Below are 13,154 nucleotides of genomic sequence, written 5' to 3' on the forward strand. Positions count from 1 at the left end.
TGTATGACAACGAATAGCCAAACAACCCCGACGCAACACACCTGGGCGCAGCAAAACCTGCCCGACATTGGCCTGGGTGGGGTCGCGATCGGTAACGAATTTGAATACGTCTCCGACGAGGCCGCCCACAAAACCCTCGAAGCCGCCTGGAACGCCGGAGTGCGCTACTACGACGTATCGCCCTGGTACGGGCTGGGCCTTGCCGAACGACGATACGGGCAGTTTCTGCACAACCAGAACCGCGACGACTATTACATTTCCTCAAAAGTGGGCAAGCTGCTCCGGGCCAGCAAACACAGCAAAGGCGCGGAATACTACCCCCACGCACATTCGCCCAACGACGTTATTTTCGACTACACGGCCGATGGTGTCCGCCGGTCGATCGAAGACAGTTTGCAACGGCTGGGCATCGACAGCATCGACGTCGTGTTTGTGCATGATCTCTCGCCCGACAACAAGCTGCTGCCAACGGATTGGCTGGAGCAGTTTGCCATCGCCGAGAAAGGGGCGTTTCCCGAACTGACTAAAATGCGCGATGAAGGCATCATCAAAGGCTGGGGGCTGGGTGTCAACTGCCCCGAACCCATTCTGAAAGCCATCGACGTGGCCGACCCCGATGTGTTTCTGCTGGCGTCGCAATACTCGCTGATCGACCACGAGAACGCGCTGAAAAACGTATTTCCGAAAGTCCGGGAACGCAATATCGCCCTGGTCATGGGCTCGAACCTGAATGCGGGTTTCCTGTCGGGCAGCGACCGCTACAACTACGATCAGAAAAAGCCGATTGAGCAGAAGAACCTTGACAAGCGCGACAAGCTACAGGCCATCGCCAAACAGTTTGACGTCGATCTGCGGACGGCTTCCCTGCAATTCGCCCTGTTCCCCGATGTGGCCGTGTCGGTGATTCCCGGCGCGCGCACGCCCGAGCAGGTAACGGAAAACGTCGAATCACTCAAGGTATCTATTCCCGACGGCTTCTGGCAGGCCCTGAAAGAACAGCAGCTGATCGACGCCGATGCACCGACACGGCGGATGTGACACTAGCGCGGCTGCCGCCGGTACGCACCGGTACTAAACGAATCGGTAACGGCGGAAGAATGTATTCTGGTACTACCTTTGCGCGGGTCCGGCTCAACCGAGCCGGACCCGTCTGCGTATTTACCACCGGGCCCTCGCCCCAGTTATGGAACATAGCCTATCACTACGCACCGACGATGCGCGGACCAATCGGCTCCTGTTGATCGCCTTCGTTGTGCAGCTGGTGTTTTGCCTGACGCAGGTCGGGTTCCTGCACCCCGATCAGCATTTTCAACTCATCGAATTTTCGTCGTGGCAGCTAGGCGAACCCTCCGGGGCGGGTAGTGTCTGGGAACTGAAAAGCCACATCCGGCCCACAGTACAGGTCTATATCTTTTCGGGCTTCGTCGTGCTGTGCCGCACTGTCGGCATCACCGACGCCTACACGCAGCTGACCATCCTGCGGGTGCTGTTTGGCATGGGGGTGCTGCTGGTGTTCAACCGGCTGGCCCTGCACTATTTTCGCTCCGACCGGAAGGCGCTGTTCTGGGTGCTGTTACTGCTCAATTTCTCGTGGTCGCTGCCCTACGTCCGCACGCTGTTCAGTTCCGAACTGGCGTCGTCGGTCGTGTTTTTCGGCGCTATTCTGATCTATGAACGTCGGCGTGAGCGGGTCGGGGCGGTGTTTCTGGTGGGGTTGCTGTTCAGTCTGGCGTTTTACCTGCGCTTTCAGATGGCCTTCGGCCTGGTCGGTTTTGGGCTGTGGCTGCTGATGATCGAAAAAGGATACAGCCGACTACTGCCGATGGCGGCTGGGTTCGTCCTCGGCGTACTGATCAACACGGCGCTCGACTACCAGTTTTACCACCAGCTCGTCTACACGCCGTACGATTACTTCCGGGTCAACATCCTCGAAGGCAAAGCCGCTGAGTTTGGTACGGCTCCGTTTTACTGGTATATCGTCATGCTGGCACTGGTGGTCGGTGCGCCCCCGGTCAGCCTGGTTCTGTTTTACTACAGCCTGAAAAGCAGCCCGGCGCACCTGCGGCAGCCGCTGCTCTGGGTTGTGGCTTTTTTCGTGCTGGGTCACTGCCTGGTTGGCCACAAAGAAGAGCGGTTTCTGTTTCCGGTGATCAATGCGATGCCCATTATCGCGGGGTGGGGGTTGCCTGCGTTCAGTGCCTACTACCAACGCGCGAGCGCCGGTATTCGCCTGACGATACGGGGTGTTATTTATGTCAGCGTCGCGCTAAACGTGCTGATCCTGGTGCTGTTTCTGATCCTGAATCCGTACTACCAGCTGATCGAGTTTGGGCGGAAGCTGAACAACCGCTTTTCGGGCGAAACCGCGACGATTTACTGCCTCCATCGCACGCCGTTTGAAACGGAAAGCCACCTGCCGCTGACGTTTTACCGGAAAAGCGTACCGAACCTGACGCTGGTACCGGTGCAAACGATCGACTCCGTCCGGTATTTGAACCACGCCTGGCTGGCAACAACCTACAACGACGCGAAAGGACGTATGGGACTTTTGGATAGCCTGGGGTATAAACCGCAGCTGTATTCGTCGACGCCCTTGTGGCAGGTAAATACGCGGCTGGACGCGAATAAGGCCAATACGATCAACGAAATATGGGTGCTTTATCGGAAAGAATAAGCCAATAGTGGTAGTCGGCGGCAGGCTAATCAGACATTTTTTTTAGACCAATCTAACGAAATCTGGTTAACAGTACAGCCGTACAATAAAACCGACCTGAGATGGAACAGGAATACCCCTTTGTAATTCTGGTTATTGATGACGAACCCCCCATAAGCGACGTACTTACCCATGTGGCAAAAGATTCGTTTCCGGAGGCTGTGTTCATTAATGTACGGTCGGCCGGGGAAACGATGGACTATCTCGATCAGCACCCGAACAACCTGCCCCAACTGGTATTGCTTGATATCGATCTGCACCAATATCCGAATGGCCTGGACCTGCTGCCTGAGCTGCACGCGCGGTTCAGAGGGTTAGTGCCCATCGTTATGCTGACTGTTTCGCAGGAGCAGGACGCCATTCGCAAAGCGATAGTCTCTGGAGCGGTTGCTTTTACCCGTAAACCCGACGATCTGGCAGGGTGGAAAGCCTATGCCACCATGCTGCGGCAGTACTGGTACCAGACGGCCCGCGTTCCGACACGCGAAGATGTTGACTAGTAGGGAAGATCAAGACCTAATGTAACGGTGACTGCTTTTGCTGACCTGCGTTGACTCAGTCGGGGTGGGAAGTTTTCGGCCGACCGGGTAACAGCGACATCCGAAACCAATAGTCGCGCAGTAGTTTTACGTAATCGTTCCACCCATCCAGATCGTAGGGTTTGCGGGTGTAGGCCGACGCCCCATGCGTGTATGCCTGGGTGATGTTGGGCTGGGTGTCGGAGGTGGAAAACATGATTACGGGCGTCAGCATCCGGGTGCGTTCCCGAATCTGCGGCAGCAGTTCAAGCCCGTTGATGGTGCTGTGCAGGTCGATATCGAGCAGAATCAGATCAGGCTTGGCCTGCGTGGCATCTTCCAGATAAGTCAGGGTTTCCTGTGGCGAATTGGTGCTGATAAACGCAGCTTCCGGGAAATGTTTTTTCCCAACACGCCGGAGCACATCGATAACCGGTGGCTCGTCGTCAACAATCAGGATTAATAGCGAAGAAGCTTTCATGTGGATGTTACGGAAAAGGACGGGTAAACATACGTAAAAAGACCCGGTCGCTGACTATACTGGTTGCGGGATAAACAGACCGTTCGCTAACATGTCGACTGGTATGCCTTCGCCTGTGTTAGTTACTCAGCTTATTCATCCGTTCTGGATCGGCCCCGCAACCGCTAACAAAACCAGCGCAACGGCAATCTTGTTCAGCGCCGAGGCCGCCTGACCGCCGGGTGTGGTAACAAGGCTACCACTCGTTTTGGACCCGACCGGGTTTACTCCCGTTGCTGTTTCTGCCAGTCCTGCTGCAAAGTCGTCATTGTTTTCAGTAATACGTCCAGCTCTACGGGTTTAACCAGATGGCCGTTGAAACCGGCCGTTCGGGTACGCTGGCGGTCTTCTTCCTGTCCGTAGCCTGTCAGGGCAATGATAAGCAGCTCATCGCCGGCTGGCTGCTGGCGAAGCAATCGGCAGGTATCATACCCATCCAGACCGGGCATGCTGATGTCGAGCAGAACCACCTGGGGCCGTTGCGCTTCGGCCATCTGTAGGGCCTGCTGGCCGCTGTAGGCGGTCTGGACCGTGTATTTCTTCAGCCGCAGCAGCATCGACAGGGTCAGGGCTGCATCGACGTTATCATCGACCACTAAAATTGATTGATTGTTGGTTGTTTCAACTGGTTGAGTCATTGTCTATGGTTGGTTTAGGGGTGGCCGACTGGCAGGTAGACGACGAACGAACTGCCGTGGTTTATACCGGAGCTGTGTGCTTCTATCCGCCCGCCGTGCATCTGTACGAGCTGCTGCACCAGCGTAAGGCCAATACCCAGCCCACCCGTCGAGCGGGCCAGCGACGTGTCCATCCGTACGAAAAGTTCGAAGATAGCGTCGAGCTGATCGGGGGCCAGACCAATTCCGTTGTCGCGAACTTCCAGAACGGCTTCCCTGTCCGTTACGTGCAGCGAAAGCCAGACCTGCCCCCCTTCCTGGGTGTAGCGAACCCCGTTGGTCAGCAGATTGGTAACTACCTGACTCAGGCGGGTGGCGTCGCCATCCATTTCGATGGTCCGGTCCGGCAGTTCGACGTGCAGCTGCCGGTGGGCCGCTGCGTACACGGGCCGCATGGAGTCGGCGGCCTGACTGACGATCTGGGTGAGGTCGATGGGCTCCCGTCGCAGCTCGATCCGGCCCCGGCTGATGCGGCTCACGTCCAGCAAATCGTCGACCAGCCGTACCAGGTGGCTCATCTGCCGGTTCATCATGGCCAGTAGTGGGTCCAGTGTCGACGTGTCGCTACTCGTCAGTGCCAGATACTGGAGGCCGTTGAGGATGGGGGCCAGCGGGTTGCGCAGTTCGTGGGCCAGCATGGACAGAAACTCGTTTTTGCGCTGATCGGCCGCCAGCAGGGCCTGTTCCATGTGCTTACGTTCGCTCAGGTCGCGGGCCACCTTTACGTAGCCCAGCAGCTGACCGGCCATATCGTGAAGTGGCGACACGACACCGGACACGTAGAGCTGGGTGCTGTCTTTGCGGACGTGGTAGCGCTCGTCGGGTGCCCGCCCTTCGCGCCGGGCTGTCTGTATTTCCCGGGCTGGCTCGCCTTTGGCCCGGTCTTCCGGTGTAAAGATCAGTGCGGCCGACTGCCCGATGGCTTCCTCGGCCGCGTAGCCAAACAGCTGCTGGGCTCCGGCATTCCACCGGGTGATGATGTTCGCGGGATCGCTGGTGATAAGGGCGTGGTCGGCGATACTATCGAGGATAATTTGCAGGTGCTGCTGCGAGTTGAGCAGGGCTTCGGCCGCCCGTTTGCGCTCGGTAATGTCGAACATCACGCCCTTCATGCGGCTGGCCCGGTGCCCCGCCTGCGCGTCGGTACGGCCGTAGCCGCTCATCCAGACCGTCTGGCCGTTATCGTCGCGGATGGCCCTGAACTCGGTATCGTAGACAATATCTTTCCGAATAGCCTGCTCCAGCTTTCCCCGCACCCGGTTGAGGTCGTCGGGGTGAATATGCGCCATGAATGCCTCCGAACTCAACGGTTCGGCCTGGGTTTCCATGCCGAAAAGCTCGAAATGGTGGTCGTTCCAGTACAGCTGATCGGATTGCAGGTTCCACTCCCAGGTGCCCAAACCGGCGGCTTCTATGGCAATCCGGGCCCGTTCCTGCTCCCGTTGCAGCCGCTGCTGATCGGCTTTCCGCTCCGTGATATCGCGGCTTATCTTGGCATAGCCCGTCAGGTTCCCCCGTTCGTCATGGATCGCGGTGATTATCTGCTCGATGATGATGCGCGTACCGTTTCGACGAATCAGTACCTGTTCGCCTTCAAAACGACCTGTTTCGCTGGCCTGCGTCAGTTCGGTTTCCACCTCACCGGCGGCAAGGCCATCGGGCGTAAACAGTATCGATAGGTGCTGACCAATGACTTCGTCGGCGGTGTAACCCGTGACCTGCGCGGCTCCCTGGGTCCAGTCGGTAATAAAACCGGCGGGGTCCAGCTGGAAGATGGCGTAATCGGTCAGGTTCTGCAACAGGGTGCTGAAGCGTTCTTCGCTCTGGCGTAGCGCTTTTTCGGCACGCGTCCGTTCGCGCACTTCGGTATGGCGGGAGAGGATAATCGCAGCCGCCTGCGTTACGGCATCGGCCACAGCAACGTCTGTCGCTGTGGCATCGTGCGCGTCTGTGAAGTAAATGGCGAAACTGCCGATTGCTTTCCCGGCGCGCGTCAGAATTGGGTAGGAATAGCAGGCGCGGATATTATGGGTCAGTGCCAGCGGCAGGTGCGCGCACCACCTTGGATCGTCGAATACATCCCGCGTCAGTGAAGGACGACCGGTAGCAATGGCGTATCCGGAGCAAAGCGAGTCTTCGCCAACCGGAAATCCGTCCATCTTCGCTGTATAAGTCCGGGGCATACTGCCCGCTCCATCAATCGCGTGCAGGCTGGTTCCGTCGGGGTAGACCATGTAAAAGGCGGTTCGTACATCGCTGCCGAGCTGCTGATCGACCATCCGGGTCAGTGTATTCAGGGAGCTGGCCAGCGACTCCCCGTTGATGGCCGATTGAAAGGCGTCTTTCTGGATGCGGTAACGCTGGTCGTTCTGTCGCACGGTTTCCTGCGCTCTGGCCCGTTCTACGGCTGCCCAGGTGCGTTCGGCAACATCCTCCGCCAGCTGGATCTCCGCCTGTGTCCATAGCCTCGGTTCGGTGTGGCTCACCGTAAGTGCCGCAGCCAGATGGCCAGCCTTAATCAGGGGAATCGCCAGGCCCGACCGGAGGTTCAGGGTGCTGAACATAGCCCGGTGCGACGCCAGCCGGGGGTCGGTCTGCGCGTCCTGATACGAGAAGAGCCGCCCGGCCGTCAGTTCGTCGACGAGGGCGGGGCCGAAGTCGGCGAGTCGGATTGGGGGCGATGCGGAGCTGCGCGTACTTCGGTAGCCCTGACCGGGAGCGCCCTGCTCGCCGGACGGATCGAACTCAAAGTAAATCGCTGTGTTCACCCCAAAATACGCAGCGAGGTGCTCCATCGTGATGCGCTGAATTGCTACGGGGTCGGTGAGCGACCGCATGGCGTCGCTGAGTTTCAGCCGGAACGCGTTCCGCTCTGCATTGCTGCGGAGTGCCTCTTCCACGTTGTGTCGTTCGGTGATGTCGTACGACATCACCAGCACCGCGTCGATGTTGCCGTCTGCATCGCGCAGCGGAACACCGGTCGACTGAAAATACCGATCCTGTACCTGGTGTTCATCCGTGAAGGGATCACCCGCCAGCGCCTGCCGGAGTTTAGGCTCGTGGTGGGCCGCTGTATCGGAGGTAAGAGCCTCGAAAATGGTCTTTCCAACAAAATCGGTGGGTTGCGCCCCCGCCAGCTCCAGCGCCTGACCTTCGGCCAGCTGGTAGCGAAGCTGCTGATCGACCACAAACGCGGCCCCGCCCGGCAGGTGCTGCACCAGCGTGTGCAACAATTGCTCGCGGTGCGGCAACGGGGCCTGGGCCGATTCGGGCGCGGCAACGTCAACGTCAACCGACAGGCCCAGCCACTTTTTCACCGACCCGTCGGGGTTGGGAACGGCGGTCGCCCGGACGTTAGCCCAGCGCCAGCCACCAGCCGGACAACCCAGACGAACCGTGATATTCATCGGCTGAAGGCTGCGCATCGCTTCGTGCCAGTGGCGAAGCGCGTAGTCGCGATCGTCGGGGTGAACGGCTCCGGTCCAGCCTTCGCGCTGCCACTCGGTGAGGGTTTGGCCGGTATGTGTCCGCCAGGCGGGGGCGTCTCTGACAACGGTTCCCTGGGGGTCTGTTTCCCAAACCGCCCGGGCAACCAGCTCGACCAGATATTTGTAATCGTCCTGCTCTGGCAACGGATCAGATGAGTGGGTTGGAGAGAAAGTCATTGCTATACCTGCTCGTTAGGTTTACTAGACTGCGTAATAAAGATCGTTTAACTTTACCTAAGCCGGTAGGTCGCTTATAAGTTTTTCATTTCGGGCACCATTGAGGACTCGGCCCGCTCCGGTGATTGGTCATGACTACGGACAGCATCTGCCGCGCACGGACCCGGTGATCCCGGCCGCGAAACGCCGGCGAATTGATACCGCCCACGCTGACGGGATTGCCTATACGTCGGGCCGACCCGACCGGTACCGGGAAGGCCATTATCTCACTTCTAATTCGCCGGAGCAGGAACAGAACAAACGGAATAAGTTAGGAAATGACCGCATTTGCCGATCCACAGCCATCAAAAAGATTGATCGACTGGTCGGGGCCGGCACGAACGCACCCACTTTTTTTCGCACATCATGCATACGCCGTTTTCAGTCGATACGCGCACCCTGGGGGTAACATTTCCCCGGCCAAACGAAGCACAGGTAGTGTTATGGGCCCCATTGCTCAAACAGGTATCGATCAAGGTCTACGGGCAGCCGAACGCATTGCCGCTCAGGCGGGAAGAGCTGGGGTACTGGTGCCTGACAACCGATCAGATTCAGCCCGGCGACCGCTACACCTTTGTAGTCAATGGCCGGGATGAGTGGCCCGACCCCACCTCGCTGTCGCAGCCGCAGGGCGTGTACGGCCCGTCGGAAACGCTGGATACGAACCTGTTCCGCTGGCAGGATCAGGACTGGCGCAACCCGGCCCTGGCCGATTATCTGATCTACGAACTGCATACGGGGGCATTCACGCCGGAGGGGACATTTGCTGCAATTGAAGAGCGGCTGGATTACCTGAACGAGCTGGGCATCAACGCGATCGAGATTATGCCCGTTGGCCAGTTTCCGGACGGGCGAAACTGGGGCTATGATGGCGTATTTCCATTTGCCGCCCAGAACGCATACGGCGGGCCCGCTGCCCTACAGCAGCTGGTAGATGCCTGTCACCGGAAAGGTATCGCCGTTGTGCTCGACGTGGTATACAACCATCTGGGGCTCGAAGGCAATTACGTACAGGAGTTCGGCCCCTTCCTGACGGATAACTATTCTACGCCCTGGGGCGGGGCGGTCAACGTTGACGACAGCTGGTGCGATGGGGTGCGGCAGTTCATTCTCCAGAACGCCCTGATGTGGCTGCGGGACTTCCACATCGATGCGTTGCGGCTCGATGCCGTTCACGCCATCAAAGACCTGGGCCCGGTGCATATTCTGGCCGAACTACGCGAGCAGGTCGATCAGCTGATGGAAAAAACGGGTCGGCGGCATTACCTGCTGGTCGAGTGCGATCTCAACGATCCCCGGTTTATTGATCCCCGCGCTGAACACGGCTACGGGATGGATGCTCAGTGGATAGACGAGTTTCACCACGCGCTGCGGGTGGCGGCCGGTGAAAAGCAACAGGGGTACTACGCTGATTTCGACGGCATAAGTCACCTTGCCAAATCGTACCGGGATGCGTACGTGTACGATGGGCAGTTTTCGACCGTCCGGAAGAAACGCTTTGGCCGCAGGGCAGAAACCAATCCGGGGCAGCAGTTTATCGTTTTCTCGCAAAACCACGATCAGGTCGGGAACCGCAAATTGGGTGAGCGCTCCAGCCAGCTGTATAGCTTCGCCATGCAGAAAGTAATGGCCGGGTCCGTGCTGACAAGCCCGTATGTGCCCCTGCTCTTTATGGGCGAAGAGTGGAGCGAAACGGCTCCGTTCCTGTATTTCGTGAGTCATTCGGAACCCGCCCTCGTCGATGCTGTGCGGCAGGGGCGGCAGGAGGAGTTTGTTGATTTTCAGGACGATGGGCCGGTGCCGGACCCGCTCGATGAAGATACGTTTCTGCGTTCGCAGCTCCAGTGGCCGCTGCTGGAGCAGGAGCCCCACCAAACGATGTTTCGGTATTATCAGCGACTGATAGCCCTGCGCAAACAGCACCCGGCATTGCGCCATCTCGATCGCACAACCGTGGCTGTTGCGGTGAACGAGGAGCAGCAAACCTTGCTGGTGCACCGCTGGCACGAGAAGCAGCAGGTGCTTTGCCTGATGAATTTTTCCGGTACGGCTCAGTCTGTTTCAATCCCCGACGCTGGCAAACGCTGGCAAAAACTGCTCGACTCCGCCGATTCTCAGTGGCTGGGTACGGGCGGGTCGGCTGATTCGCTGACCGACACAAATACACTGGTTTTACAACCCGAATCGCTGCTCGTTTTATCCCTCGGTCACGACTGACCCGTCGAGAGGTCGTTATCGCTTTGCTCATGCCAGCGCCTGCACCCAGTGCTGCGCATCGCAGGTAGGGCAGGGGTCGTTCGGTCCGGTGGCATCGGGTTTTATGGTGCCGCATCGATAACATACCAGCTGCTCGGACGGCTTGCTCTGCTGCGGTTCAAAGGCGGTGTCCCAAGTGGGAATTATGGACAACCCCGGCTGCGCTTCCGGTGCTTCGATGACGGTGAAACTGCCGTTTGGCTCGATAATCAGCCGCTTCACCTACCCCAGATGTTCGAGGCTGTTCGAGCGCAACTGGGCGAATAGCCGCTCGCGGGTGACCAGCGTTTCGCGGATGCCCGACAGCTGGATCACGCCATTCTCAACCAGAATGCTCGGCGTATCCTGCGTGATGGCTTCGATCCGGGGGTTGTCCTGCACCAGCCAGGCGACGAGCCGCTGAATACCTACGATGACCGTAGCCACGACGATCGGGGCTATAATGCCCCGGTGGGCGTCGAGGAGGGGTATGCCCACCGCTGCCGCCAGCGATACCAGCGCAGCCATTTCATTGCGGCTCAGCTGACTGGCCATCCGCTTGCCCATGAGTCGCATCGATACCAGCAGAACCAGATACACGATGAACGCCCGGAAGATAATTTCCAGCAGAAAATCGGCTGATGTGCCCCCCAGCAATATCCGAAGCCAGTCGGTGATATGAACGTCCTGATCCTGTTGCATACGATTTGGTTAGCGGTAAGCCTCGACCACTGGTTGGCGTCACAAATCGGGCAGTTACCGGGTTTGGGGTGACTTTGAACCGTATTTCCGCAGCGCTGACAGGCGACGCTGTGGGGGTCGAGTTCCTGAATCGAGTGAATTTCAGCATCGCTGTCCATCAGTGTCGATAAGCCGGATTTGTTTGTCTGGTGGGTGTAGATGCTGAACGTCCCGCAGGCTTCGAGGTAAACACGGTAGATGCTGCCGGTCGTGTAGATGTTTTCAGAACGTAAGGCGCTCAGCAGCTGGGGCCTCGAAACGCGGCTCGATCGTAGGTTCTTCAGATTCATGATGCCGTCTTCTATCAGAGCGACTTCCTTGCCCTGAATCAAGGCTTCGGCCTTTGAATTTTTCAGGCCCCAGTAATTGATGCCACGCTGAAAAGCCAGGGCGCAGAGCAGGGCAACGACACCGGCCAGTAGCCCCCGGTCGGCCAGTTGCATAGCCGGTGCCAGAATGGCCCCCATCGTCAGCATGATAGACATTTCGGTGATGGTCAGCTGGCCAGACAAACGTTTGCCGAATATGCGTATGGCAACCAGCAGTATCAGGTAAATAATCAGCGTGCGCCCGAATACTTCCAGAATGAACTCCGGCGGGGTAGTGCCGAACAGGATGCGTTTCCAGTCGTAAAGAAAGATTTTTTCCTGCTGCATAGACGGGGCGTACGCGTTAGGTGTGCACTTCCTGACTAACGGCCCGCCCCTGAACTCTGCTCAGAATGAAGTGCCAGAATGAGGTAAAGGGCAGCGCCGGCGTCTTACCACACCGCCCCACCGACGAAGCCAACCTGTTGCCTTACTAGTCCGTCGATTCAGGGGAGAAACGAGCGGCTCAGCGGATTGAAACAGGCAAGGCCGGGCCGTGAGCGCATGCCTGCCACCGGGCTGAAATCGGCTGACCCGCCCGGCTTTGCCTAGTTGCCCAGTACCTGAACCACTCTAAAAAACAAGATAGTAACGATGGATGCAACGATGAAAGCGGCTCTGAAAACAGCCACCGGCGAGTTTGACGTAACGGAAGTAGAAACCCCCAAAATACCCCATCCCGACTGGGTGCTGGCCCGAATCCGGGTAGCCGGTATCTGCGGCACCGATCTGCGCCACTGGAAAAAGGCAGAACCCGAATTCGAGCATCATATCATGGGGCACGAAATGGCGGGTGAAGTTGTCGAGGTCGGGCCGGAGGTAACCAGCGTTAAGCCCGGCGACCGGGTCGTTATCGAGACCGTGCTGGGCGACGGTACCTGCGACTGGTGTCGGGTTCAGCAGTACAACCTGTGCCCCAACCTGTATCCCGTACGTATGGAAACGGTGTCGAGAGCTTTTGCCAAATACGTCATCGGGCCAGCCGAGAAATTTCACGTGCTCCCCGATCACGTCAGCTTTGAGGAAGCTACCCTGCTGGACACCTTCTCGGTGGGTCTCCACGCCATTCAGCTGAGCGGCATCCGGCTCAACGACAAGGTAGCGGTGATCGGCGCGGGGCCCATTGGCCTCGGGCAGCTGCAACTGGCCAAGATCAGCGGGGCCGACGTGATTGTAACCGACGTGATCGATTCCGCTCTGGAACTGGCGCTGTCGCTGGGGCTGATGCGGTGGTGAACACCAAAACGGAGGACGGCTACGCGAAAGTCATGGAGTTTACCGGGGGGCGTGGAGTCGATATCGCCTTCGAATGTGCGGGTGGTCCGTCGATGCCCGTTACCTTACCCCAGGCCACCTCGTTTGCCCGCATCGGCGGTAAAGTCGTGATCGTGGGTGGTTTCGAAACCGATCAGAAGGGTATCGAGCTGGACTGGGCCAAGATTCAGCTGGGCGAAATTCAGCTCATCCCGAGCGCCAGCTATTCGTTTTGGGGGATCAATTCCGAGATGCAGATGTGCCTGGATCTGCTGGCGAACGGTAAACTGAACGCCCAGAAGCTGATTACCCACCGGTTTCCGCTGGACGAAATCAACAAAGCGTTTGAAACGGCGCAGGACAAGGAACACACGCGGGCCGTCTTCGTCGCTCTGCTGGTTTGAGTGGTTGTTCATAGAAAACG

Annotated in this window: 12 protein-coding genes; 6 read left to right on the top strand and 6 right to left on the bottom strand. The window is 58.3% G+C overall.

What is annotated here, in order from left to right:
- Nucleotides 1-3 precede the first annotated feature (3 nt).
- From HH216_RS14575 to HH216_RS14585, 3 genes are all read left to right on the top strand, one after another.
- Nucleotides 4-1,038, top strand: a complete 1,035-nt coding sequence (locus tag HH216_RS14575; RefSeq protein ID WP_169551458.1) for an aldo/keto reductase — start codon at nucleotides 4-6, stop codon at nucleotides 1,036-1,038.
- Between the two features lie 145 nt (nucleotides 1,039-1,183).
- Nucleotides 1,184-2,674 carry a glycosyltransferase family protein gene (locus tag HH216_RS14580; RefSeq protein WP_169551459.1) on the top strand — a complete coding sequence of 497 codons (1,491 nt, stop codon included), beginning with the start codon at nucleotides 1,184-1,186 and terminating at the stop codon, nucleotides 2,672-2,674.
- 101 nt (nucleotides 2,675-2,775) lie between these two features.
- Entirely contained in the window at nucleotides 2,776-3,213 is a 438-nt protein-coding gene (locus tag HH216_RS14585) for a response regulator (protein ID WP_169551460.1), read from the top strand.
- 55 nt (nucleotides 3,214-3,268) lie between these two features.
- Here the strand turns inward: HH216_RS14585 and HH216_RS14590 are convergent, their stop codons facing one another.
- The 3 genes from HH216_RS14590 to HH216_RS14600 form a co-directional block, all read right to left on the bottom strand.
- On the bottom strand, nucleotides 3,269-3,712 hold the full coding sequence (locus tag HH216_RS14590; RefSeq protein WP_169551461.1) for a response regulator: 444 nt from the start codon (nucleotides 3,710-3,712) through the stop codon (nucleotides 3,269-3,271).
- Nucleotides 3,713-3,975: 263 nt separating this feature from the next.
- Nucleotides 3,976-4,389 carry a response regulator gene (locus tag HH216_RS14595; protein WP_169551462.1) on the bottom strand — a complete coding sequence of 138 codons (414 nt, stop codon included), beginning with the start codon at nucleotides 4,387-4,389 and terminating at the stop codon, nucleotides 3,976-3,978.
- Nucleotides 4,390-4,403: 14 nt separating this feature from the next.
- On the bottom strand, nucleotides 4,404-8,093 hold the full coding sequence (locus HH216_RS14600) for a PAS domain S-box protein (protein WP_169551463.1): 3,690 nt from the start codon (nucleotides 8,091-8,093) through the stop codon (nucleotides 4,404-4,406).
- A gap of 405 nt (nucleotides 8,094-8,498) precedes the next feature.
- Here HH216_RS14600 and treZ point away from each other — a divergent pair, with 405 nt between their 5' ends.
- Nucleotides 8,499-10,349, top strand: coding sequence for a malto-oligosyltrehalose trehalohydrolase (treZ, locus tag HH216_RS14605; RefSeq protein WP_169551464.1), 1,851 nt, complete (start codon nucleotides 8,499-8,501; stop codon nucleotides 10,347-10,349).
- A gap of 27 nt (nucleotides 10,350-10,376) precedes the next feature.
- Here the strand turns inward: treZ and HH216_RS14610 are convergent, their stop codons facing one another.
- Genes HH216_RS14610 through HH216_RS14620 form a run of 3 tightly spaced genes read right to left on the bottom strand, consistent with a single transcriptional unit; the run spans nucleotide 10,377 to nucleotide 11,764 of the window.
- Nucleotides 10,377-10,610, bottom strand: a complete 234-nt coding sequence (locus HH216_RS14610; protein WP_169551465.1) for a hypothetical protein — start codon at nucleotides 10,608-10,610, stop codon at nucleotides 10,377-10,379.
- Nucleotides 10,611-10,943, bottom strand: a complete 333-nt coding sequence (locus HH216_RS14615) for a DUF421 domain-containing protein (protein ID WP_169551466.1) — start codon at nucleotides 10,941-10,943, stop codon at nucleotides 10,611-10,613.
- Nucleotides 10,907-11,764 (bottom strand): DUF421 domain-containing protein, encoded by an 858-nt coding sequence (locus tag HH216_RS14620; RefSeq protein WP_169551467.1) that lies wholly within the window; start codon nucleotides 11,762-11,764, stop codon nucleotides 10,907-10,909. The genes HH216_RS14615 and HH216_RS14620 overlap by 37 nt, the downstream gene beginning before the upstream one ends.
- Nucleotides 11,765-12,070: 306 nt before the next feature.
- Between HH216_RS14620 and HH216_RS25570 the strand changes: the two genes are divergently transcribed.
- A complete protein-coding gene (locus HH216_RS25570; RefSeq protein WP_217371865.1) occupies nucleotides 12,071-12,712 on the top strand; it encodes a zinc-dependent alcohol dehydrogenase in 642 nt (213 codons plus the stop codon).
- Complete coding sequence (locus tag HH216_RS25575) at nucleotides 12,709-13,134, top strand: zinc-binding dehydrogenase (RefSeq protein ID WP_217371866.1); 426 nt, start codon at nucleotides 12,709-12,711, stop codon at nucleotides 13,132-13,134. The genes HH216_RS25570 and HH216_RS25575 overlap by 4 nt, the downstream gene beginning before the upstream one ends.
- Nucleotides 13,135-13,154 lie beyond the last annotated feature (20 nt).

The sequence above is a fragment of the Spirosoma rhododendri genome (genome assembly GCF_012849055.1).
GTDB lineage: Bacteria > Bacteroidota > Bacteroidia > Cytophagales > Spirosomataceae > Spirosoma > Spirosoma rhododendri.